The organism is Pseudomonas sp. BAV 4579 (assembly GCF_009765395.1).
GTDB lineage: Bacteria > Pseudomonadota > Gammaproteobacteria > Pseudomonadales > Pseudomonadaceae > Chryseomonas > Chryseomonas aestiva.
Genome location: NZ_WHOV01000041.1, coordinates 45904 through 67266 on the forward strand (window position 1 = coordinate 45904; position 21363 = coordinate 67266).

The window sequence follows — 21363 nt, forward strand, 5'->3', positions numbered from 1 at the left end:
ACCGCCCGAGATAAAGGCGGGGCGCCTTGCGCGCCCCGGTGTTAGCTAGATTGAGGAAGGCTCAGAGCGCCTTCAGGGTGCCTTTCGGCAGGGTCGCGGCGATGGCGCCCTTCTGGAATTTCAGTTCGACGTTGTCGGACACTTCCAGCACCACGAACTCGTCGGTGACCTTGTTGATGCGGCCGGCGATACCACCGGTGGTCACCACTTCGTCACCCTTCTGCAAGCCGCCGATCAGGTTCTTGTGATCCTTGGTGCGCTTGGCCTGGGGACGCCAGATCAGGAAATAGAAGATCACCACGAAGCCGATCAGGAAGATGAACTGAATGTATTCACCTCCCGGTGCAGCGTTGGCGGCCGGCGCGGCAGCTTCCTGGGCCTGGGCCGTGGAAATCAGAAAACTCATTGCACTACTCCTTGCAGAGTTGGATGACGGAAAAAGAAGAGATGCCGGGGGTCGCTCGCAGCCGTTCCGACCGCCTCGGCACCCCGCTCACGCACCCGGCGAAGGACGCGCGAGCGCCGTTTCGCCTGGACGATCGGACAGGGGCTTTCAGCGGTCGAGCGGCGGCGTAGGCAGGCCGCGCCGAGCATAGAAGGCGTCCACAAAGTCGGCCAATTTACCCTCTTGGATAGCCTGGCGCAAACCGGCCATCACGCGCTGGTAATACCGCAGGTTGTGGATCGTATTCAGCATACTCCCCAGCATTTCCCCGCATTTATCCAGATGGTGCAGATAGGCCCGGGAGAAATGTTTGCAGGTGTAACAGTCGCAGGTGGGATCCAGCGGCGTCTCGTCGTGACGGTGCACGGCGTTGCGCAGCTTGAGCACACCGGTGTCGATGAACAGATGGCCGTTGCGGGCGTTGCGGGTGGGCATCACGCAGTCGAACATGTCGACGCCGCGGCGCACGCCTTCCACCAGGTCTTCCGGCTTGCCCACGCCCATCAGGTAGCGCGGCTTGTCCGCCGGCAGGTGCGGTGGCAGGAAATCCAGCACCCGGATCATCTCTTCCTTGGGCTCGCCCACCGACAGGCCGCCGATGGCGTAGCCATCGAAGCCGATGCCTTCCAGCCCTTCCAGGGATCTCAGGCGCAGCTCTTCGTGCATGCCGCCCTGGACGATGCCGAACAGCGCCGAGGGATTGTCGCCATGGGCTTCGCGGGAGCGCTTGGCCCAGCGCAGCGACAGCTCCATGGAGCGGCGCGCGGTGTCGAAGTCCGCCGGATAGGGCGTGCACTCGTCGAAGATCATCACGATGTCCGAGCCCAGGGCACGCTGCACCGCCATGGATTCCTCGGGGCCCATGAAGACCTTGGCGCCGTCCACCGGCGAGGCGAAGTAGACGCCCTCCTCCTTGATCTTGCGCAGCGCGCCCAGGCTGAACACCTGGAAGCCGCCGGAATCGGTGAGGATCGGCCCCTGCCACTGCATGAAGTCGTGCAGGTCGCCATGGCGCTGGATCACCTCGGTCCCCGGGCGCAGCCAGAGATGGAAGGTGTTGCCGAGGATGATCTGGGCACCGATGTCGGCGACGCTGTCGGGCAGCATGCCCTTGACCGTGCCGTAGGTACCGACCGGCATGAAGGCCGGGGTCTCGACCACGCCGCGGGGAAAGCTCAGGCGACCGCGACGGGCCTTGCCCTCGGTGGCCAGCAATTCGAAATTCATGAAACTCATATCAGCTCTCCGGGCCCTGGGCCCCGGGATTGCGGGTGATGAACATGGCGTCGCCATAACTGAAGAAGCGATAGCCCTCGGCCACGGCCGTGGCATAGGCGGCCATGGTCTCGCGGTAACCGGCGAAGGCCGACACCAGCATCAGCAGGGTCGACTCGGGCAGGTGGAAGTTGGTCACCAGCGCATCGACCACGTGGAAGGGCCGGCCGGGATAGAGAAAGATGTCCGTTTCGCCGGCGAAGGCCTTGAGTTCGCCATCACGGGCGGCGCTTTCCAGCGAACGCACGCTGGTGGTGCCGACGGCGATCACCCGGCCGCCACGGGCGCGGCAGGCGGCCACGGCATCCACAACGGCCTGGTCGACCTGCAGCCACTCGCGGTGCATGTGGTGGTCTTCGATCTTTTCCACCCGCACCGGCTGGAAGGTGCCGGCACCGACGTGCAGGGTGACGAAGGCGGTCGCCACGCCCTTGGCGCGGATGGCGTCCAGCAGCGGCTCGTCGAAGTGCAGTCCGGCGGTGGGCGCGGCCACCGCGCCGGCATTGCGCGCATAGACGGTCTGGTAGCGCTCGCGATCCTCGGCCTCGTCGGGCCGGTCGATATAGGGCGGCAGCGGCATGTGGCCGACCCGCTCCAGCAGCGGCAGCACCGGCTCGGCGAATTTCAATTCGAACAGGGCGTCGTGGCGCGCCACCATCTCGGCCTCGGCACCGCCGTCGATGAGGATGCGGCTGCCCGGCTTGGGCGACTTGCTGGAGCGCACATGGGCCAGCACCCGCTCTCCGTCCAGCACCCGCTCCACCAGGATCTCCAGCTTGCCGCCACTGGCCTTCTGGCCGAACAGCCGCGCCGGTATCACCCGGGTATCGTTGAACACCATCAGGTCGCCTGGTCGCAGATAACCCAGCAGATCGGCGAAGTGGCGATGACTCAGCTCACCGCTGGGGCCGTCGAGCACCAGCAATCGACTGCCGCGGCGCTCGGCCAGCGGATGACGGGCGATGAGGGATTCGGGAAGGTCGAAATGGAAGTCGGCGACGTGCATGGCAGGTAGATCTCGAAAGGCCGCACAGCTTACCGGAAGCGACCTTTTTCACCAAAGCACTTTAGATTGACCGGGCCTGCCCGCGTCCCTATACTCCGCCGCCATTGCCCCGGTGGCGGAACCGGTAGACGCGGCGGATTCAAAATCCGTTTCCGAAAGGAGTGGGAGTTCGAGTCTCCCCCGGGGCACCAGTTTTTGCACTAAAAATCAAGCGTTTATGAGAAGGGTAGAAAGAGATTTCCACCCTTTTTTTATACAAAATTTTTAGCAGCCAAAAACTGAATTGTTAGTCGTTGGATTTAATCGACCCAAGTTACCACCAAAATTAGATTTGATTTCCACTGGCCAGGTTTTCACCTTGGTGTCCAGCAAAACAAGGATGGCGCAGAATTGAGCCATCATCTCACTGCTTCACACAACCGGGCAGATCCGGCAATGTCTGTTAAACAATTTGAGCACGCCGCCTTCAAACGCCCGAATAATTCTCATCAACCAGTAAACCTTCAAGGTTGTAAGACTTTTCAGTCAGTCGAATATTAAAGCGTAAGTCATCACAGAAGATTGTCAGCTGACCGCTACACCCTGGATGTTCAAGGCCAATAGGCTCAGGCACTGGCTCCGGATCGTAGTACTTGGCTTCATGTGGTGGTAGCTGTAGGCAATCATCAGACCCACAGCGCAGACAGCGCCCACGACTTGCTCTTGAGGACAAAGCCTTGCGCGCCAATTGATATTCAGCGAGCGCCTCCGCTGTTGACTTGATGTAGTACTCCAAGTTTGATTGCTTGGTACTTTTTATAGACGACAACTGCCACCAGCGCTTTCGGGGTGGGTCATTGGCAAACACCTCGCTAAGTTCGACCTGGTAGGCCTCCAACGTTTGTTGAAGCTCCAGCTCGCCAGCTGCATCAGGTAGGACTTCAATCACTCCAAGGTCATCGCATGCGCGGCACCAGCCAATGGCGACCCGCATCCGTACCTTAAGCTCTCCATACAGGGAATACCTGTAGCCCCACCTGTCGACGTCAGAGCACCTAAGATCGCATGCGGTACATCCGTAGGTAACGACTGGCATCGAGATGATTGGTCATCCTTGAACGAGTGCGTATCCGGCTACCGAGAGACTGCTGCATTAATAAGACTATGGTCAACACGACTGACACTGTCCGGCCAATGAGCCGCGGCTAACCCCACGCCCAAAATGCACATCACGACCGATCGACTGTGGTGCGTTTTCTTACGCCCCAAAATTTCACGCTTTAAGTAGACGCAAAATAATAGCGAGTAGATTTATGAGTAGACAGGCAATACGCAGCAAAAAAACCACATGAACGGCAGCACACAGCCTTTGGTTCGAGCCTCCCCGGGCACCAAGCTGTACCTTCCCGGTGTCCCTATGCTGCCTAGAAGCCCAAGAAACCGTCGCCTCAAGGCGGTTTTTTGTGCCCGCTGATTTCGTTCCGGTTTTCAACCGGACCTTCGAGCGCCTACAGCGCTTTCTGGAGCAGACATACGAAAAGGCCCGTTCATGACGGGCCTTCTTTCAGTTCACACGAATCAGCTTCAATCGTTGGTCTGCTGGCACCTGATCGATGGTGAGCATCGTCAGGTCTTGCCCGGCGCTCTTGGCCATGACAGGAGCGCCCAGATCACCGCTCGACGAGTCCGGCAGTTTGTACATGGCACCAGTCAGCGGATCTACAATCAGCATGCCAATCAGACCGCCGAAAAGAATGTTGCCCCAGTACCAGCCGCTCATGCTACTGCTGAGCTGGGTCGTGGTATCGGCGTAGCCATCCTTGTGGAAGGTGACGGTGTAGGCTTCACCCGTGAAATAGCCGCTGCCCGACTTGAGTGTCACGGTTCCGGGGGTGGTGCCGGTGTGAACGAGCTCGCCCGAACGATTCTTGATAGTGAAGCTGGCACCAGCGGGTGTGCTCTTTACAGCGACCGGATACTGGCTGTTACCGACGATGCTCGCACAGCCACTCAGGGTGAGCAGACAGGCGGCAGACAAAACGGTGACGGTGGTACGAAAGACTTTCATGCTGACTCCCTTGGCAGACTTCCGATGCCTTCATTGGCAAACTGCATTGCGCAGCGGGCAGCATTTTACCTTATGAGAACCGCGTCACAATCCTCTGACTATATCCATATGACCTCCTGTCGTCTAAATAGACGACCATAGCAACCTGAAGCGACCCTCGGTACCTCCTTCAAAATCAGTAGCGGGTCAATCCTGTTGCGCTTGAAGGTGTATAGCCGAAATAACTAGCTAGCTAGAACTCTGGAAATTCAACGCCCGCTCTTCGAACTCGCGAAAGTACGTCTCTTGAAAATTCTGCTTTTAGGCTTCGCCCTGCTACTGACCGGCTGCAACCACTACAGCCCAGCCGGCTCCGTCTGCGAACCCAGTACGCTGAGCGGCGAGGACTGCAAGCACCGGCAGGCGGTCGGTGACCACCTGATGGACAAGTATCGGGAATGGCAGCGTTACCAGTAGGCTGGCGCCTGCCAAAGGCTTACCGAGACCGGAAGATGCGCCTGCGCCCTCCCCTGCTACTCGCCCTGCTGCTGACCCTGGTTGGCTGCGCCGTGCAGCAACCGGTCACGCCAGCAGGTGCAGCTATCGACCTGGATCGCTCGCCCAGCTGGACGCTGCAGGCCCGGTTGCACAGCGCCCTCTATGGTTGCGAATTGCTGGTGCTGCACGGCAACAACGCCCGCCTGGCGGGCGAAGAGGGGCGCCTGGCGGACTTTCGTCAGCGGCTGAGCAGTTGCCAGGCTCGGGCCGCTGCCGAAGAGAAGTCTGCCACGGACCAGTTACCCGCCGGCCAGGATCGACGGCTGCGCAATGCACAGAAGGCCTACCTGGCCGCCTGGCAGGGCTATCTGGCCGGGCTCACCATCGATCATCCGGCCGACTTGCAGCAGAAGCAGTCTTATCTTAAGGCGCGTTCAGCGCTGCTCGACGTGGCGACAGAAGCACCCGGACATCCGCGCTGAGCCCCGCAAATGACCGGATAGCCAGCTGACCACCGGCAGCTGAAACGCAAGGGCAAAGCATGCAATAGTAAGACATCGATACGGACGCGAGATCTTGCGCATGGAAACGCTCTCCCCCCTCTCCCAGGTGGCGGTCGAGGACCTGGAAACGGCCCAGACCCCCGCCCGCTTCTCCCCGGCCTTCATCGAGCGGCTGCTCTCGCGTTGCGAGACGCGCATCGACGAGATGGAAGCCTGCCCCGACATGAGCGCGGATTTGCGCCTGATCCACATGCAGAACGTCGATCTGCTGGTGCGTACCGTGGTGGGCGAATGCCGCCATCGGGATCAGATCCGCCGGGTGCAGCGGATCCTGAACTTCTGCGAAGCGCACGCCGGCTGGTTGCAGCCGCAGCCGGCAGCGAGCAAGGGCGCCGCCTAGCGAGCGGCGCCGCCGGGCGGCCCTAGCCAGCCCGGCGCAGCAACAGCACCCCGGCCACGGCGCAGAGCAGCGCCGGTGCCAGCACGGCCAGCAGCGGCGAGAAGCCGAACACCAGGCTGGATGGCCCGAGCAGATCCTGGAAGATCCGCAGGGCGAAGCCGATGATCACCCCGGTGAAGATCCGCTGGCCCAGGGTCACCGAACGCAGCGGGCCGAAGATGAAGGAGATCGCCATCAGCACCAGGGCGGCGGTCACCAGCGGCTGGAAGATCTTCGACCAGAACGCCAGCCAGTAGCTCTTGTTGCTCAGTCCCTGATCGGCCAGGTAGTGGATGTACCACCACAGCCCGGAAATCGACAGCGCATCCGGCTCCATGATCACGGTGTCGAGCACCTGCGGCGTCAGCTCGACGTTCCAGATCACCTTGGGCTCCTGGCGGATGCTGGTCTGGCGATTGCCGAAGTCGGTGATGCTGACGTTTTCCAGCTCCCAGTGATCGCCGCGATAGATGCCGCGCTGGGCGAAGCTGGATTGCAGCAGGTGGCGATTGTCGTCGAACTCGTAGCGCGTCACCCCCAGCAGCAGGCCATTGGGCTGCACCGCGTTGACGTGGGTGTACTCGTGACCCTGACGATGCCAGAGGCCATGGCGCGAGCTCTGCGCCTTGCCGGCGCTCTGCGCCAGGGCGCGGCCGCTCTGCGCCAGGTTTTCCGACCAGGGCGCCACGTATTCGCCGACCAGGATGCCGGCGATGAGCAGCACGAACATCGGCTTCATCACCGCCCAGACGATGCGCCCCAGGGAAACACCGGCGGCGCGCATCACGATCAGTTCGCTGCTGCTGGCCAGGGTGCCCAGGCCGATCAGGCAGCCGATGAGCGCGGCCATGGGCAGCATCTCGTAGGCGCGCCGCGGCGAGGTCAGGAGGACGAACTTGAGCGCCTCGGCGACGCCGTAGTTGTCATCGAAATCGCCGAGCTGGTCGATGAAGGCGAACAGCAGGGCCAGGCCGACGATCACGCCCAGCACCGCGAGGATGCTGACGAAGACGGTGCGCCCTATGTACCAGTCGAGCTTGTTCATGCCGCCACCTCCGGCTTGTGACCGCGCAGACGCGCCTTGAGCGGTTCCCAGAAGGCCAGCAGCAGGCCGAGCACCAGGAACAGCAGGTGCACGCCCCACAGGCCGATGGCCGGCGGCAGGCGGCCCTTGTCCAGGGCGCCGCGGGCGGCGATCAGCAGCGACAGGTAGGCCATGTACAGCAGGATCGCCGGCAGCAGCTTGAGGAAGCGGCCCTGGCGCGGATTGACCTTGGCCAGGGGCACGGCGATGAGGGTCACGATGAACACCAGGATCGGCAGCGACAGCCGCCATTGCAGTTCGCCGCGATACTGCAGCTCGTTGCTGCGCATGAGTTCGCCGGTGGTGACGGCGTCACGCTCGCTGATGTCCTCGCTGACAGCGGGCTTGGGCAGGAGCACGCCATAGGTGTCGTACTGCACCGCGCGGTAGTCGGCCTGGCCGGGGACGCCGTCGTAGCGGAAGCCGTTCTGCAGGATCAGGTAGCGACTGCCGTCCGGGTGGATTTCCTGCCGGCCGGTGTCGGCCACCAGCACGCCCACGCCACGGTCCTTGCCGCCAGCGGTGGAGGTGTTGCGCTCGGAAATGAAGACGCCGCCCAGCTGGCTGCGATCCGCCGACAGGCGCTCGGTGTAGGTCACCCGCGAGTTGTCCCGCAGCGACTGGAAGCGGCCGGGTTCGAGGGTGTCGAACTCGGTCATGGCGTCCTGCTGGTTGAGGATGGTGGTGACCTTCTGCACGCCCAGGGGCGCCAGCGACAGGCTCAGCCAGGCAACCACCAGGGCCACCAGCGCGGCGGGCGCCATGCTGTAGGCCAGCAGGCGGCGCGGACTCAGGCCGGTGGCGGTGAGCACGGTCATCTCGCTGTCCAGGTACAGTCGGCCATAGGCCAGCAGGAAGCCGAGAAAGAGCCCCAGCGGCAGGATCAGCTGCAGGAAGCCGGGGATGCGGTAGGCCATGATGAGCAGCAGCACACCCGGATCCAGCAGGCCCTGGGCCGCCTGGGCCAGGTACTTGATGAAGCGGCCGCTCATGATGATCACCAGCAGCACGGCACTGACCGCGCCGAGGGTGGTGAGAACTTCTCGAGACAGATAGCGGAAGACGATCAAACAGGATTCTCCAGGGTTGTCAGGCTCTGGCGCGAACGCTCACACTAGCTCGGCTGCATGGCTTGCGTTGCAAGGCCCACCCGTTGAAGGCCGATCGCCGGGAAAGGCCCTGGCGAAAGCCCCGCATTATATCCTGCGAACTCATGTGTTTGTCTTGGGGAGCTTCTCCTAATGGAATTCGTCGTCAAAAACGCTCGTCCGGAAACCCTGAAAACCGCCACGCTGGTCGTGGCCGTCGGTGAAGGCGGTGCGCTCGACGCAGCGGCCAGCGCCGTGGACGCTGCCACTTCCGGCGCCCTGAGCGCGGCCGTCAAGCGCGGCGACATCGCCGGCAAGGCCGGCCAGACCCTGCTGCTGACCAACCTGCCCGGCCTCAAGGCCGAGCGCGTGCTGCTGGTGGGTAGCGGCGCCAGCGAAGGGCTGTCCGACCGCCAGTACCGCAAACTGGCCAGCGGCGCCCTGAGTGTGCTCAAGAGCCTGGGCGGCAGCGACGCCGCCATCGCCCTCGGCGATGTGCCGGTCAAGAATCGTGACGGCTATGCCCGCCTGCGCCTGCTGGCCGAGACCCTGGCCGATGGCGACTACGTCTTCGATCGCTTCAAGAGCAAGAAGGCCGAGCCGCGGCCACTGAAGAAGCTGACCCTGGTCACCACCAAGGCCTCCCAGCCGGAAGCCGAACGCGCCCTGGCCCATGCCCTGGCGATCACCCACGGCACCGCCTACGCCAAGGACTTCGGCAACCTGCCGCCGAACGTCTGCAATCCGGTCTATGTGGCCGATCAGGCCAAGGCCCTGGGCAAGCAGTTCAAGGACGCCGGGCTCTCCGTCGAGGTGCTCGACGAGAAGAAGATGAGCGAATTGGGCATGGGCTCCTTCCTCGCCGTGGCCCAGGGCAGCGCCCAGCCGCCGCGCCTGGTGGTGCTGCAGTACAAGGGCGGCGCCAAGAATGCCCAGCCCTACACCCTGGTCGGCAAGGGCATCACCTTCGACACCGGTGGCATCAGCATCAAGCCCAGCGCCGGCATGGACGAGATGAAGTACGACATGTGCGGCGCCGCCAGCGTCCTGGGCACCTTCCGCGCCCTCATGGAGCTCAAGCCGGCGATCAACGTGGTGGGCCTGCTGGCCCTGGCCGAGAACATGCCCAGCGGCACCGCCACCCGTCCGGGTGACATCGTCACCAGCATGAGCGGCCAGACCATCGAGATCCTCAACACCGACGCCGAAGGCCGCCTGGTGCTGTGCGATACCCTCACCTATGCCGAGCGCTTCCAGCCCAAGGCGGTGATCGACATCGCCACCCTCACCGGCGCCTGCATCACCGCGCTGGGTTCGCTGGTCTCGGGCCTGATGGGCAACGACGACGCCCTGATCGACCAGGTCAAGCAGGCTGGCGATCGCGCCGACGACCGCGTCTGGCAACTGCCGCTGCACGACGAGTACCAGGAGCAGCTGGACAGCCCCTTCGCCGACATGGCCAACATCGGCGGCCCCAAGGCCGGCACCATCACCGCCGGCTGCTTCCTGGCGCGCTACGCCAAGGCCTATCCCTGGGTGCATCTGGACGTGGCCGGTACCGCCTGGATCAGCGGCGGCAAGGACAAGGCCGCCACCGGTCGTCCGGTCCCGCTGCTGGTGCAGTACCTGCTCGACCGCAGTAACGAGGCCTAAGCCTCTGCCCAAGGCCGCGACGCCCCTGTGTCGCGGCCTTGCCGTTTCCCTCTCCTTCTTCGTGATCCGCCATGACCCGTGTCGATTTCTATGTCCTGCCTTCCACCGATCCCGCGGCGCGGCTGGCCTTCGCCTGCCGGCTGATGGACAAGGCCTGGAAGCAGGGCATGCCGGTCTATGTGCACTGTGCCGACGCCGAGCAGCGCCAGCGTCTGGATGACCAGCTGTGGGCCTTCCGCCCGGACAGCTTCGTTCCCCACGATCTTGCGGAAACATCCAGCGACAGCCCGGTGGTGCTCGGCCTGACCACGCCCGCCGAGCAGACGGGTGAGCTGCTGATCAACCTCAGCCTGGCGCCGCCGCCCTGCCATGCGGGTTTCGCCCGGATCGCCGAAGTGGTCGTCGAAGCCCCCGAAGTTCGCCAGGCGATGCGCGAAGGTTTTCGCTTCTACCGCAAGCTTGGCTATGCTCTACAGGACCATCAGCTGTCACGTGTCTGATTTCATGACCAGCACCAAGCCTCCCGCGCACGTCCTGCAAGACCTCGAAGCCATCCGCCAGGTGCTCGACAAGAGCCGTAACACGGTCCAGCCGATCAGCGCCGATGGCATCCCCATCCTCTCCGATGTCATAGCGCCCAGCGCCGAGCGGCTCAAGGCCATTCCGCCGCTGCTCGACCAGATCGTGCCGGACGTCATCGAAGAGGCGACGCCCAGCGCGCCGCACGAAGACCTGGCCCAGGTGCGCCTGCGCCAGGAAGCACCGGCCATTCTTCAGGAACTGCTCGACGAGCAGTTGCCGCGTCTGGAGGCCGAATTGCAGCGCCGTCTCCAGCAGCGCCTGGAAGAACTGCTGCAGCGTCCCTGAGCGCGGGGCGCCAACTGCCGTCGGCGGGCCGGAGTCGCTATACTCGGAGGCTTTCCTCTTCCAGCGACAAAAGCCCCCTCCATGGACAAGACCTACCAGCCGCACGCCATCGAAACCTCCTGGTACCAGACCTGGGAACGCCAGGGCCATTTCGCGCCCCAGGGGTCGGGCGAGCCCTACACCATCATGATCCCGCCGCCGAACGTGACCGGCAGCCTGCACATGGGCCATGGCTTCAACAACGCCATCATGGACGCCCTGATCCGCTTCCGCCGCATGCAGGGTCGCAACACCCTCTGGCAGCCGGGCACGGACCACGCCGGCATCGCCACCCAGATGCTGGTGGAGCGCCGCATCGGCGCCGAGGGCCTGTCGCGCCATGACCTGGGTCGGGAGAAATTCCTGGAGAAGGTCTGGGAATGGAAGAACGAATCCGGGGGCAACATCAGCCGGCAGATCCGCCGCCTGGGCTCCTCGGTGGACTGGTCGCGCGAGCGCTTCACCATGGACGAGGGCCTCTCCGAGGCGGTCAAGGAAGCCTTCGTGCGCCTGCACGAGGACGGCCTGATCTATCGCGGCAAGCGCCTGGTCAACTGGGACACCAAGCTGCACACCGCCATTTCCGACCTGGAAGTGGAAAGCCATGACGAGAAGGGTCACCTCTGGCACCTGCGCTATCCGCTGGCCGATGGCGCCCGCACCGCCGAGGGCATGGACCATCTGGTGGTCGCCACCACCCGTCCCGAGACCCTGCTGGGCGACGCCGCCGTGGCCGTGCACCCGGAAGACCCGCGCTACAAGGACCTGATCGGCCAGTACGTCGAGCTGCCCCTGGTGGGCCGGCGCATCCCCATCGTCGGTGACGACTATTGCGACCCCGAATTCGGCACCGGCTGCGTCAAGATCACCCCGGCCCACGACTTCAACGACTATGAAGTCGGCAAGCGACACAACCTGCCGCTGATCACCATCTTCGATGCCGACGCGGCCGTCCTCCCCGGCGCCCAGGTGTTCAACCTGGACGGCAGCGTCAATGGCATGTTCGACGCCACCCTCCCCGCCGCCTACGCCGGGCTGGACCGCTTCGAGGCGCGCAAGCGCATCGTCGCCGACCTGGAGGCCGCCGGCCGCCTGGAAAAGATCGACGACCACGCCCTCAAGGTGCCCAAGGGCGACCGCTCTGGCACCGTGATCGAGCCCTGGCTGACCGACCAGTGGTACGTTTCCACCAAGCCCCTGGCCGAAAAGGCGATCGCCGTGGTCGAGAGCGGCGAGGTGCAATTCGTGCCCAAGCAGTACGAGAACATGTACTTCAGCTGGATGCGCGACATCCAGGACTGGTGCATCAGCCGCCAGCTCTGGTGGGGCCACCGCATTCCGGCCTGGTACGACCAGGCCGGCAACGTCTACGTCGGTCGCGACGAAGCCGAGGTACGCGCCAAGCACAACCTGGGTGACATAGCCCTGCGCCAGGACGACGACGTGCTGGACACCTGGTTCAGCTCCGGCCTGTGGACCTTCTCCACCCTGGGCTGGCCCGAGCAGACCGAGGCGCTGAAGACCTTCCACCCCACCGACGTGCTGGTCACCGGCTTCGACATCATCTTCTTCTGGGTCGCCCGGATGATCATGCTGTCCACCCACCTGACCGGGCAGATCCCGTTCAAGACCGTCTATGTCCATGGCCTGGTGCGCGATGGCCAGGGCCAGAAGATGTCCAAGTCCAAGGGCAACGTGCTCGACCCGCTGGACATCGTCGACGGCATCGACCTGGACACCCTGCTGGAGAAGCGCACCAGCGGCCTGATGCAGCCCAAGCTGGCCGAGAAGATCGCCAAGCAGACCCGCGCCGAATTCCCGGACGGCATCGCCAGCTACGGCACCGATGCCCTGAGATTCACCTTCTGCTCCCTGGCCACCACCGGCCGCGACGTCAAGTTCGACATGGGTCGCGTCGAGGGCTACCGCAACTTCTGCAACAAGCTGTGGAACGCGGCGAATTTCGTCATGGAGAACGTCGAGGGCCAGGATACCGGCGTCAACGACGAACCGGTCGAGCTGTCCTCGGTGGATCGCTGGATCATCTCCCAGCTGCAACGCACCGAGGCCGAGGTGACCCGTCAGCTCGACGCCTTCCGTTTCGACCTGGCCACCCAGGCGCTCTACGAATTCGTCTGGGACGAGTACTGCGCCTGGTACCTGGAACTGGTCAAGCCGGTGCTGTGGGACGAGAACGCCTCCATCGAGCGTCAGCGCGGCACCCGTCGCACCCTGGCGCGGGTACTGGAGGTGGTGCTGCGCCTGGCGCATCCCTTCATGCCCTTCATCACCGAGGAAATCTGGCAGCGCCTCAAGGCGCCGGCCGGTGTCCAGGGCGAGACCCTGATGCTGCAACCCTGGCCGGTGGCCAACGAGGCGCGCATCGATGCCGCCGCCGAAGGCGACATCGAGTGGGTCAAGGCGCTGATGCTGGGCGTGCGGCAGATCCGTGGTGAGATGAAGATCTCCATGGCCAAACGCATCGACATCATCGTCGCCAACGCCAGTGCCGAGGATCAGCGTCGCCTGGCCGACTTCGAGCCGCTGCTGAACAAGCTGGCCAAGCTGGAATCGGTCCGCGTGCTGGCCGCCGGCGAGGAAGCACCGATGTCCGCCACCACCCTGGTGGGCGAGATGGAAGTGCTGGTGCCCATGGCCGGCCTGATCGACAAGGACGCGGAACTGACGCGCCTGGACAAGGAGATCGGCCGCCTGGAAGGCGAGGTCAAGCGCGTCGGTGGCAAGCTGGCCAATGAAGGCTTCGTCGCCAAGGCCCCGGCCGAGGTGCTGGAGAAGGAGCGTGCCAAACTGGCCGAGGCCGAACAGGCCCTGGCCAAGCTGGTGGAGCAGCGGCAGCGCATCGCCACCCTCTGATGCCCCTAAAGCCCACCCTCGCGGTGGGCTTTTTATTACCCAGGACGACTCTCATGGATGTGAGCAAGACCAAGACCAGCTTCTATCGCCGCCTCTATGTGGCCTTGCTGGTGGCCAGTGGCACCGCCACCAGCGTGCCGGCGTTGATGGCGGCCACCGGCATGCCGCGGCGCACTGCCCAGGACACCCTGCTGGCGCTGGCCGATCTGGATATCGACTGCCAGTTCGTGCAGGGCGACGGCGCGCGCAACAACGCCGGCGGCTACGAGATCCGCGACTGGGGCGCGGTGGATCCGCGCTGGGTCGAGCGTGAGTTGCCGCGGATCAGGACGGTTCTGGGTTATCCCTGACGACTAGAAATCCAGCGCCTGCACCACGTCATAGGCCGGCGTCTCATAGGGATGCGCGCCCTTGAGCGCCGCCACCGCCTGGCGGGCGATCTGTTCGTCGGCCAGCACCAGCTCCACACGCCATTCCTCCAGCTGTTCGAGACTGCCCTGCTCGCCCAGGTGCGGCTGGCTGCCAGGCAAAGGGCGGAACTGGCCGACGCCCTGGACCTGCCAACAACAGCTGTCGTACAGACCGATGCGACCGCCGCCCACGGCGAAGATCGCCTGCTTGACGGCTTCCAGGTGGGAGTCGGGGACGTAGAAGCAGAGTTTGAGCATGGTGACGCTCTCCGGCTGGGCGGCCCTCACCCCAGCCCTCTCCCTGAGGGAGAGGAGGTAAGAGCGCAGCGGCGGATGCCGGGTGGCTCGCCGTCGGTTTGGAAGAGAGCCTATGGGCCAGGCTCACCCGACCGCAGGTCGAGCCAGCCTGGCCAGACGCCGAACCCTCAGTCCACCCAGACCCGCGCATTGCGGAACAGGCGCATCCAGCCGCCGTCCTCGCCCTGCCAGTCGGCGGGAATCCAGGAGTTCTGCACGGCCCGGAAGCAGCGCTCGGGGTGCGGCATCATCAGCAGGACGCGACCGTCCTGGCTGGACAGCCCGGTGATGCCCAGCGGCGAGCCGTTGGGGTTGGCCGGATAGGTCTCGGTGACCTTGCTGTGACCATCGACATAGCGCAGCGCCACGGTGCCGGAGACGTCAGCGGCGACCAGCGCCTGCTGGTTCGGGTACTCGGCGAAGCCTTCGCCATGGGCGATGGCGATGGGCAGCCGCGACCCGGCCATGCCGGCGAGGAACAGCGAGGGCGAATCCTGCACCTGGACCATGGCCACCCGCGCCTCGAACTGCTCGGAGCGGTTGCGCACGAAGCGCGGCCAGAATTCGCTGCCGGGCACCAGCTCGCGCAGGTTGGCGACCATCTGGCAGCCGTTGCACACGCCCAGGGTAAAGGTGTCGGTGCGCTCGAAGAACTGCTGGAAGCCGTCACGGGCACGGGCGTTGAACAGGATGGACTTGGCCCAGCCACCGCCGGCGCCGAGGACGTCGCCATAGGAGAAGCCGCCACAGGCCACCACGCCCTTGAAGTCCGCCAGGTCAATGCGACCGGAGAGGATGTCGCTCATGTGCACGTCGATGGCGGCGAAGCCGGCACGATCGAAGGCCGCGCCCATCTCCACCTGGCCGTTGACGCCCTGCTCGCGCAGGATGGCGACCTGCGGCCGCACGCCCTTCTTGATGTAGGGCGCGCAGATGTCTTCGTTAGGATCATAGGCCAGCTTGGCCGACAGCCCCGGATGATCCTCTTCCAGCAGGGCGCCGAATTCCTGCTGGGCGCACTCGGCGTTGTCGCGCAGGCGCTGGATCTGAAAGCTGGTCTCGCTCCAGACGCGCTGCAGCATGCGCCGCTCGGCCCGGTAGAGGTGCTCGTCGTGGTAGTGGATGTTGATCTCGTAGCCGTTGACCGGGTTGCCGATCACCGCCACGCAGTCTTCCAGACCGGCCGCGCTGAACTGGGCCAGCACCTCGTGGGTGAAGTCCTGGGGCACCTGGATGACGGCACCCAGCTCCTCGGCGAACAGCGCGCGGGTCAGTTCGTCACGGTCGGCGGCCAGGGCGTCCAGGCGCAGGGCCAGGCCGCAGTGACCGGCGAAGGCCATTTCCACCACAGTGGTAATGAGGCCACCGTCGGAACGGTCGTGGTAGGCCAGCAGCAGGCCGTCCTGGTTGAGCCCCTGGATCACCGCGAAGAAGGCCTTGAGGTCTTCGGCCTGGTCGACGTCGGGGGCCTGCTGGCCGAGCTTGCCGTGGGTCTGGGCGAGGATGGAGCCGCCCAGGCGATTCTGGCCGCGACCCAGGTCGATGAGGATCAGGTCGGTCTGGCCCTTGTCCAGGCGCAGCTGGGGGGTCAGGGTGCGGCGGATGTCCTGCACCGGGGCGAAACCGGTGATCACAAGCGACAGCGGCGCGGTGACGCTCTTGTCTTCGCCGCCGTCCTGCCAGCGGGTCTTCATGGACATGGAGTCCTTGCCGACCGGGATGGTGATGCCCAGCTGCGGGCACAGCTCCATGCCCACCGCCTTGACGGTTTCATAGAGGCGCGCGTCTTCGCCGGGATGGCCGGCAGCGGCCATCCAGTTGGCGGACAGCTTGACGTCGCCGAGCTTCTCGATGCGCGCGGCGGCCAGGTTGGTGATGGTCTCGCCGATGGCCATGCGGCCGGAAGCAGGCGCGTCGAGCAGCGCCAGCGGGGTGCGCTCGCCCATGGCCATGGCTTCGCCGGTGTGGACGTCGAAGCTGGTGGCAGTCACGGCGCAGTCGGCCACCGGCACCTGCCAGGGGCCGACCATCTGGTCGCGGGCGACCAGGCCGGTGATGGTGCGGTCGCCGATGGTGATCAGGAAGCTCTTGCTGGCCACGGCCGGGTGGCGCAGGACGCGCTCCACCGACTCGGTCAGGTCCAGGCCGGCGCCGTCGAAGGCGTCGCCCAGTTCGGCTTCCCGGGTGGCGCTGCGGTGCATGCGCGGCGGCTTGCCGAGCAGCACGTCCAGCGGCATGTCCACGGCGTTGTTGCCGAAGTGGCTGTCGGCCACGGTCAGCTGGCGCTCCTCGGTGGCTTCGCCGACCACGGCGAAGGGGCAGCGCTCGCGTTCGCAGATGGCCTTGAAGGTCTCGAAGTTCTCGGCGTCCACGGAGAGCACGTAGCGCTCCTGGGACTCGTTGCACCAGATCTCCAGCGGACTCATGCCCGGCTCGTCGTTGGGCACGTTGCGCAATTCGAAACGACCACCGCGACCGGCATCGTTGACCAGCTCGGGGAAGGCATTGGACAGGCCGCCCGCACCCACGTCGTGGATAAAGGTGATGGGGTTGTTTTCACCCAGCTGCCAGCAGCGGTCGATGACCTCCTGGCAGCGGCGCTCCATTTCCGGGTTCTCGCGCTGCACCGAGGCGAAATCCAGGTCGGCGGAGCTGGCGCCGGTGGACATGGACGAGGCCGCGCCACCGCCCAGGCCGATCAGCATGGCCGGACCACCGAGCACGATGAGCTTGCCGCCCACCGAGATGTCGCCCTTCTGCACGTGGTCGGCGCGGATGTTGCCCAGGCCGCCGGCGAGCATGATCGGCTTGTGATAGCCGCGCACCTCGGGACCGCGGGGGGTCTCGACCTGCTGCTCGAAGGTGCGGAAGTAGCCGGCCAGGGCCGGGCGACCGAATTCGTTGTTGAAGGCGGCGCCACCCAGCGGGCCCTCGATCATGATGTCCAGCGGGGTGACGATGCGCTCGGGCTTGCCGTAGGGCTGCTCCCAGGGCTGCGCGAAACCGGGAATGTTCAGGTTGGAGACGGTGAAGCCGGTCAGGCCCGCCTTGGGCTTGGAGCCGCGACCGGTGGCGCCTTCGTCGCGGATCTCGCCGCCGGAACCAGTGGAGGCGCCGGGGAAGGGGGCGATGGCGGTCGGGTGGTTGTGGGTCTCCACCTTCATCAGGATGTGCACGGGCTGGCTGTGCGCCCCGTATTCGCGGGACTCGGCGTCGGGGTAGAAGCGCCCGGCGGTGAAGCCTTCCATGACCGCGGCGTTGTCCTTGTAGGCGGACAGCACGCCGGCGCGGTTCAGCTCAAAGGTGTTCTTGATCATGCCGAACAACGACTTCTCCTGGCTCTCGCCATCGAGGTCCCAGCTGGCATTGAAGATCTTGTGCCGGCAGTGCTCGGAATTGGCCTGGGCGAACATCATGAGTTCGATGTCATGGGGATTGCGCCCCAGGGCGGTGAAGCTCTTGACCAGGTAGTCGATCTCGTCATCGGCCAGGGCCAGGCCCAGCTCGAGATTGGCCTGTTCCAGGGCAGCGTGACCACCGCCGAGCACGTCCACCGCGGTGAGCGGCCTGGGCGTGGCATGGCTGAAGATGTCGGCGGCGGCGTCCAGGGCCGGCAGCACGCGCTGGGTCATGCGGTCATGAAGGGCGGCGGCCAGCTGCGCGTGGGCAGCAGCGTCCAACTCGCCGGCGACATAGTAGGCCACGCCGCGCTCCAGGCGCTCGATCTGCGCCAGGCCACAGTTGTGGGCGATGTCGGTGGCCTTGCTCGACCAGGGCGAGATGGTGCCCAGGCGCGGCACGATGAGGAACAGCGCGCCGCCGGGTTCCTGCTGGGGGACGCTGGGGCCGTATTGCAGCAGTCGGCCGAGGATGCCCTCTTCCTCCGCGCTCAGGGTGCCGGCGACTTCGGCGAAATGAACGAACTCGGCATAGAGCCCGGAGACACCGGGAGCCAGGCGAGTCAGCTGGTCGAGAAGTTTGCCGTGACGGAACGAAGAAAGAGCGGGAGCGCCGCGCAGGATCAGCATCGGGGACAGCCTCGGGGCCAAGTCACTTTGGGGCCGTGCATTCTAGCCTAAAGGCGCGCCGGGGACACCTTCCGGCGACGAGGGTTCATGCAGACTTACCAACACCCTTGTATGTATAAAATGGGCGCTTGCCCACTTCTCGCGTATACTGCCCGCCGTTACGGCCTGCCGCGCCCCATGGACGCGGCTCCCCATTGGGCTCAGGATAGAGCCTTTGGCCGGACCGGTGGCGCGGAGCGTCCCGACCATAACGAGTGCCCGGAGGGGCCGACCGATGAGGCGCGTCAGCAAGGCGCCAGTGCCGTTTTGATGCCGTATGGCCGAGCTAGCCCATTTGAATAGAGCCTTCAAGCGATTCGCCTGGCTTACCCTGCCCTTCCTCGCCTTGCTCATGAGCTGCGGGGAGGCCGACGTGCCTGCGCCGCCCAAGCCGACCGCGCTGGAGCAGGTGCAGCAGGCGGGTGTGCTGCGCGTGGTGACGCGCAACAGTCCGGCAACCTACTTCCAGGACCGCAACGGCGAGACCGGTTTCGAATACGAACTGGTCAAGGGCTTCGCCGAATCCCTCAAGGTGCGCCTGGAAATCAGCACCGCCGACAACCTCGACGACCTCTTCAATCGCCTGACCGCGCCGGACGGCCCGGTGATCGCCGCAGCTGGCCTCACGCCCTCGGTCAATCGCCAGAATCTGAAATTTTCCCGCAGCTATCTGGACGTGGTGCCCCAGGTCATCTATCGCAACGGTACCGTCCGCCCCAGCACGCCCAAGGATCTGGTCGGCAAGCGCATCCTGGTGCTCAAGGGCAGCAGCCAGGCGCAGCAGCTCAGGGCGTTGCAGGCTCAGGTAGCGGGACTCACCTTCGACGAATCCGATCAGGTGGAGGTCAGCGACCTGTTGCGCATGGTCGACGAAGGCCAGATCGACCTGACCCTGGTGGATTCCAACGAACTGGCCATGAACCAGGTGTACTTCCCCAACGTGCGGGTGGCCTTCGACCTGGGCGACAACCAGGGCCAGGCCTGGGCCCTGCAACCCGGGGAGGACAACAGCCTGCTCGATGCGGTCAACGCCTACCTGGACAAGGTCCGCCGCGACGGCACCCTGCAGCAGCTCAAGGAGCGCTACTACGGTCACGTCGACGTCCTCGGCTATGTAGGCGCCTACACCTTCGCCCAGCACCTGCAGGAACGCCTGCCCAAGTACGAGAAGCACTTCCGCAAGGTGGCGCAGAAGCATCAGCTGGACTGGCGCCTGCTCGCCGCCATGGGCTACCAGGAGTCGCTGTGGACCCCGGACGCCACCTCCAAGACCGGGGTGCGCGGCCTGATGATGCTGACCAACAACACGGCCCAGGCCATGGGCGTCGCCAACCGCCTGGATCCGGAGCAGAGCATCACCGGCGGCGCCAAGTACTTCGACCAGATCCGCGACGAGTTGCCGGACAGCATCCACGAACCGGATCGCACCTGGTTCGCCCTGGCCACCTACAACATCGGCATCGCCCACATCCTCGACGCCCGCCGGCTGGCCGAATCCCAGGGCCTGGACCCGGATCGCTGGCTGGACGTGAAGAAGATGCTGCCGCGCCTGGCGCAGAAGCAGTGGTACAGCAAGACCCGCTACGGCTACGCCCGCGGCGGGGAGACGGTGGAATTCGTGCAGAACGTGCGCCGTTACTACGACATCCTCACCTGGACCACCCAGCCGCAGATGGAAGGCCAGCAACTGGCCAAGACCGGCCTGCACGTCCCCGCCATCGCCGACGACCGCCCCGCCCGGGAAACGCCCCAGGATATGTGAGGGCCGCCGCGCTCGAACCCTCGTAGCGTGGAAAACCGCGCCCGCGTTTTCCACCGGCAACCTCCGGCACCATCCCGCGTGGACAAGGCTGCGCCGTTGTCCACCCTACATAGCTGAACGTAGGTTGGGCTTCGCCGAGCTCCACCCAACCGACGAAAAGCCCTACCCCCTGGGCTTCTGGATCAGCTTGTCCACGGCGCGGGCCGCGGCGACCATGCCGAAGGTAGCGGTGACCATCATCACCGCGCCGAAGCCGCCGGCGCAGTCCAGGCGGACGCCTTCGCCGACGAAACTCTTCTGCTGGCAGACGCTGCCGTCCGGCTTGGGATAGCGCAGCTGCTCGGTGGAAAAGACGCAGGGCACGCTGTAGTGGCGACTGGGATTGCGCGAGAAGCCATAGTCGCGACGCAGCAGCGAGCGCACCCGCGAGGCCAGGGGATCGTTGTAGGTGCGATTGAGGTCGACCACCTGGATCTGGGTGGGGTCGATCTGGCCGCCGGCGCCGCCGGTGGTGACGATGGCGATCTTGCGTCTCTTGCACCAGGCGATCAGCGCCGCCTTGGAGGCCACGCTGTCGATGCAGTCCAGCACCAGGTCGAGTTCTTCGGTGATGTAGTCGGCCATGGTCTCGCGGGTGACGAAGTCCGCCACCGCCTTGACCGCGCAGGCCGGGTTGATGGCCTGGATGCGCTCGGCCATCACCGTGACCTTGGGCCGCCCCACCTGCCCTTCCAGCGCATGTACCTGGCGATTGGTGTTGCTGACGCAGACGTCGTCCAGATCGAACAGACTGATGCGACCGACACCGCTGCGCGCCAGGGCCTCGGCGGCCCAGGAACCCACCCCGCCAATGCCGACCACGGCGACATGACTGGCGGCCAGGCGCTCGACGGCCTCCTGCCCATAGAGCCGGGCGATCCCGCCGAAGCGTTGTTCATCGAACGTCATGAAGGCTTTCCACAAAAGCCACAGTATAGGTTTTCCTTTACCATACCGCTCCCCCTGAACCCTAGCTGCCTCCCGGGACCCG

General features: G+C 64.9%; 19 protein-coding genes and 1 tRNA gene. 10 read left to right on the plus strand and 10 right to left on the minus strand.

Annotated features, from left to right (window positions below; translation table 11 throughout):
- Positions 1-61 precede the first annotated feature (61 nt).
- The 3 genes from yajC to queA form a co-directional block, all read right to left on the minus strand.
- Complete coding sequence (yajC, locus tag GSQ95_RS10605; RefSeq protein WP_007162951.1) at positions 62-406, minus strand: preprotein translocase subunit YajC; 345 nt, start codon at positions 404-406, stop codon at positions 62-64.
- 147 nt (positions 407-553) lie between these two features.
- The gene (tgt, locus tag GSQ95_RS10610) at positions 554-1672 is read right to left on the minus strand and encodes a tRNA guanosine(34) transglycosylase Tgt (RefSeq protein ID WP_158893466.1); all 1119 of its coding nucleotides are present in this window, start codon (positions 1670-1672) and stop codon (positions 554-556) included.
- Between the two features lie 10 nt (positions 1673-1682).
- Positions 1683-2726 carry a tRNA preQ1(34) S-adenosylmethionine ribosyltransferase-isomerase QueA gene (gene queA / locus GSQ95_RS10615; protein WP_158893414.1) on the minus strand — a complete coding sequence of 348 codons (1044 nt, stop codon included), beginning with the start codon at positions 2724-2726 and terminating at the stop codon, positions 1683-1685.
- Positions 2727-2832: 106 nt separating this feature from the next.
- Between queA and GSQ95_RS10620 the strand changes: the two genes are divergently transcribed.
- Positions 2833-2917, plus strand: a tRNA-Leu gene (locus tag GSQ95_RS10620).
- Positions 2918-3192: 275 nt separating this feature from the next.
- On the opposite strand, the gene GSQ95_RS10625 is transcribed toward GSQ95_RS10620, so the two are convergent.
- Entirely contained in the window at positions 3193-3699 is a 507-nt protein-coding gene (locus GSQ95_RS10625; RefSeq protein ID WP_158893416.1) for a hypothetical protein, read from the minus strand.
- A 570-nt stretch (positions 3700-4269) separates the two neighbouring features.
- Entirely contained in the window at positions 4270-4773 is a 504-nt protein-coding gene (locus GSQ95_RS10630) for a hypothetical protein (RefSeq protein WP_158893418.1), read from the minus strand.
- A 285-nt stretch (positions 4774-5058) separates the two neighbouring features.
- Here GSQ95_RS10630 and GSQ95_RS10635 point away from each other — a divergent pair, with 285 nt between their 5' ends.
- The 3 genes from GSQ95_RS10635 to GSQ95_RS10645 all read left to right on the plus strand — a co-directional run bounded on the left by GSQ95_RS10635 (position 5059) and on the right by GSQ95_RS10645 (position 6153).
- Entirely contained in the window at positions 5059-5229 is a 171-nt protein-coding gene (locus GSQ95_RS10635) for a hypothetical protein (protein ID WP_158893420.1), read from the plus strand.
- A gap of 35 nt (positions 5230-5264) precedes the next feature.
- On the plus strand, positions 5265-5732 hold the full coding sequence (locus GSQ95_RS10640) for a hypothetical protein (protein WP_158893422.1): 468 nt from the start codon (positions 5265-5267) through the stop codon (positions 5730-5732).
- 100 nt (positions 5733-5832) lie between these two features.
- Positions 5833-6153: a hypothetical protein gene (locus tag GSQ95_RS10645; RefSeq protein WP_158893424.1), complete on the plus strand. Its 321-nt coding sequence runs from the start codon at positions 5833-5835 to the stop codon at positions 6151-6153.
- Between the two features lie 22 nt (positions 6154-6175).
- On the opposite strand, the gene lptG is transcribed toward GSQ95_RS10645, so the two are convergent.
- Positions 6176-7237 (minus strand): LPS export ABC transporter permease LptG, encoded by a 1062-nt coding sequence (lptG, locus tag GSQ95_RS10650; RefSeq protein WP_133863132.1) that lies wholly within the window; start codon positions 7235-7237, stop codon positions 6176-6178.
- The gene (lptF, locus tag GSQ95_RS10655; RefSeq protein ID WP_133863131.1) at positions 7234-8346 is read right to left on the minus strand and encodes an LPS export ABC transporter permease LptF; all 1113 of its coding nucleotides are present in this window, start codon (positions 8344-8346) and stop codon (positions 7234-7236) included. The genes lptG and lptF overlap by 4 nt, the downstream gene beginning before the upstream one ends.
- A 171-nt stretch (positions 8347-8517) precedes the next feature.
- On the opposite strand from lptF, the gene GSQ95_RS10660 reads away from it, so the two are divergent.
- The 5 genes from GSQ95_RS10660 (at position 8518) to GSQ95_RS10680 (ending at position 14147) form a co-directional block, all read left to right on the plus strand.
- Positions 8518-10017 (plus strand): leucyl aminopeptidase, encoded by a 1500-nt coding sequence (locus tag GSQ95_RS10660; RefSeq protein ID WP_158893426.1) that lies wholly within the window; start codon positions 8518-8520, stop codon positions 10015-10017.
- Between the two features lie 71 nt (positions 10018-10088).
- Positions 10089-10517 (plus strand): DNA polymerase III subunit chi, encoded by a 429-nt coding sequence (locus GSQ95_RS10665; protein ID WP_158893428.1) that lies wholly within the window; start codon positions 10089-10091, stop codon positions 10515-10517.
- A gap of 4 nt (positions 10518-10521) precedes the next feature.
- Positions 10522-10884, plus strand: coding sequence for a hypothetical protein (locus GSQ95_RS10670; protein ID WP_158893430.1), 363 nt, complete (start codon positions 10522-10524; stop codon positions 10882-10884).
- 81 nt (positions 10885-10965) lie between these two features.
- Positions 10966-13797 (plus strand): valine--tRNA ligase, encoded by a 2832-nt coding sequence (locus tag GSQ95_RS10675; RefSeq protein WP_158893432.1) that lies wholly within the window; start codon positions 10966-10968, stop codon positions 13795-13797.
- Between the two features lie 53 nt (positions 13798-13850).
- Positions 13851-14147: a helix-turn-helix domain-containing protein gene (locus GSQ95_RS10680; RefSeq protein WP_158893434.1), complete on the plus strand. Its 297-nt coding sequence runs from the start codon at positions 13851-13853 to the stop codon at positions 14145-14147.
- A 3-nt stretch (positions 14148-14150) separates the two neighbouring features.
- Here GSQ95_RS10680 and GSQ95_RS10685 read toward each other — a convergent pair whose 3' ends face one another.
- Both GSQ95_RS10685 and purL read right to left on the minus strand, forming a co-directional pair.
- Entirely contained in the window at positions 14151-14465 is a 315-nt protein-coding gene (locus tag GSQ95_RS10685) for an NGG1p interacting factor NIF3 (RefSeq protein WP_158893436.1), read from the minus strand.
- A gap of 167 nt (positions 14466-14632) precedes the next feature.
- Complete coding sequence (gene purL / locus GSQ95_RS10690; RefSeq protein ID WP_158893438.1) at positions 14633-18532, minus strand: phosphoribosylformylglycinamidine synthase; 3900 nt, start codon at positions 18530-18532, stop codon at positions 14633-14635.
- 316 nt (positions 18533-18848) lie between these two features.
- Here purL and mltF point away from each other — a divergent pair, with 316 nt between their 5' ends.
- Positions 18849-20333 carry a membrane-bound lytic murein transglycosylase MltF gene (gene mltF / locus GSQ95_RS10695; RefSeq protein ID WP_133863121.1) on the plus strand — a complete coding sequence of 495 codons (1485 nt, stop codon included), beginning with the start codon at positions 18849-18851 and terminating at the stop codon, positions 20331-20333.
- A gap of 162 nt (positions 20334-20495) precedes the next feature.
- On the opposite strand, the gene tcdA is transcribed toward mltF, so the two are convergent.
- Entirely contained in the window at positions 20496-21281 is a 786-nt protein-coding gene (gene tcdA, locus GSQ95_RS10700; RefSeq protein ID WP_158893440.1) for a tRNA cyclic N6-threonylcarbamoyladenosine(37) synthase TcdA, read from the minus strand.
- Positions 21282-21363 lie beyond the last annotated feature (82 nt).

Coding starts and splice junctions, on each gene's coding strand:
- yajC (WP_007162951.1), bottom strand. CDS start 406: ATGAGTTTTCTGATTTCCACGGCCCAGGCCCAGGAAGCTGCCGCGCCG.
- tgt (WP_158893466.1), bottom strand. CDS start 1,672: ATGAATTTCGAATTGCTGGCCACCGAGGGCAAGGCCCGTCGCGGTCGC.
- queA (WP_158893414.1), bottom strand. CDS start 2,726: ATGCACGTCGCCGACTTCCATTTCGACCTTCCCGAATCCCTCATCGCC.
- GSQ95_RS10625 (WP_158893416.1), bottom strand. CDS start 3,699: ATGCGGGTCGCCATTGGCTGGTGCCGCGCATGCGATGACCTTGGAGTG.
- GSQ95_RS10630 (WP_158893418.1), bottom strand. CDS start 4,773: ATGAAAGTCTTTCGTACCACCGTCACCGTTTTGTCTGCCGCCTGTCTG.
- GSQ95_RS10640 (WP_158893422.1), top strand. CDS start 5,265: ATGCGCCTGCGCCCTCCCCTGCTACTCGCCCTGCTGCTGACCCTGGTT.
- GSQ95_RS10645 (WP_158893424.1), top strand. CDS start 5,833: ATGGAAACGCTCTCCCCCCTCTCCCAGGTGGCGGTCGAGGACCTGGAA.
- lptG (WP_133863132.1), bottom strand. CDS start 7,237: ATGAACAAGCTCGACTGGTACATAGGGCGCACCGTCTTCGTCAGCATC.
- GSQ95_RS10660 (WP_158893426.1), top strand. CDS start 8,518: ATGGAATTCGTCGTCAAAAACGCTCGTCCGGAAACCCTGAAAACCGCC.
- GSQ95_RS10665 (WP_158893428.1), top strand. CDS start 10,089: ATGACCCGTGTCGATTTCTATGTCCTGCCTTCCACCGATCCCGCGGCG.
- GSQ95_RS10670 (WP_158893430.1), top strand. CDS start 10,522: ATGACCAGCACCAAGCCTCCCGCGCACGTCCTGCAAGACCTCGAAGCC.
- GSQ95_RS10675 (WP_158893432.1), top strand. CDS start 10,966: ATGGACAAGACCTACCAGCCGCACGCCATCGAAACCTCCTGGTACCAG.
- GSQ95_RS10680 (WP_158893434.1), top strand. CDS start 13,851: ATGGATGTGAGCAAGACCAAGACCAGCTTCTATCGCCGCCTCTATGTG.
- GSQ95_RS10685 (WP_158893436.1), bottom strand. CDS start 14,465: ATGCTCAAACTCTGCTTCTACGTCCCCGACTCCCACCTGGAAGCCGTC.
- purL (WP_158893438.1), bottom strand. CDS start 18,532: ATGCTGATCCTGCGCGGCGCTCCCGCTCTTTCTTCGTTCCGTCACGGC.
- mltF (WP_133863121.1), top strand. CDS start 18,849: ATGGCCGAGCTAGCCCATTTGAATAGAGCCTTCAAGCGATTCGCCTGG.
- tcdA (WP_158893440.1), bottom strand. CDS start 21,281: ATGACGTTCGATGAACAACGCTTCGGCGGGATCGCCCGGCTCTATGGG.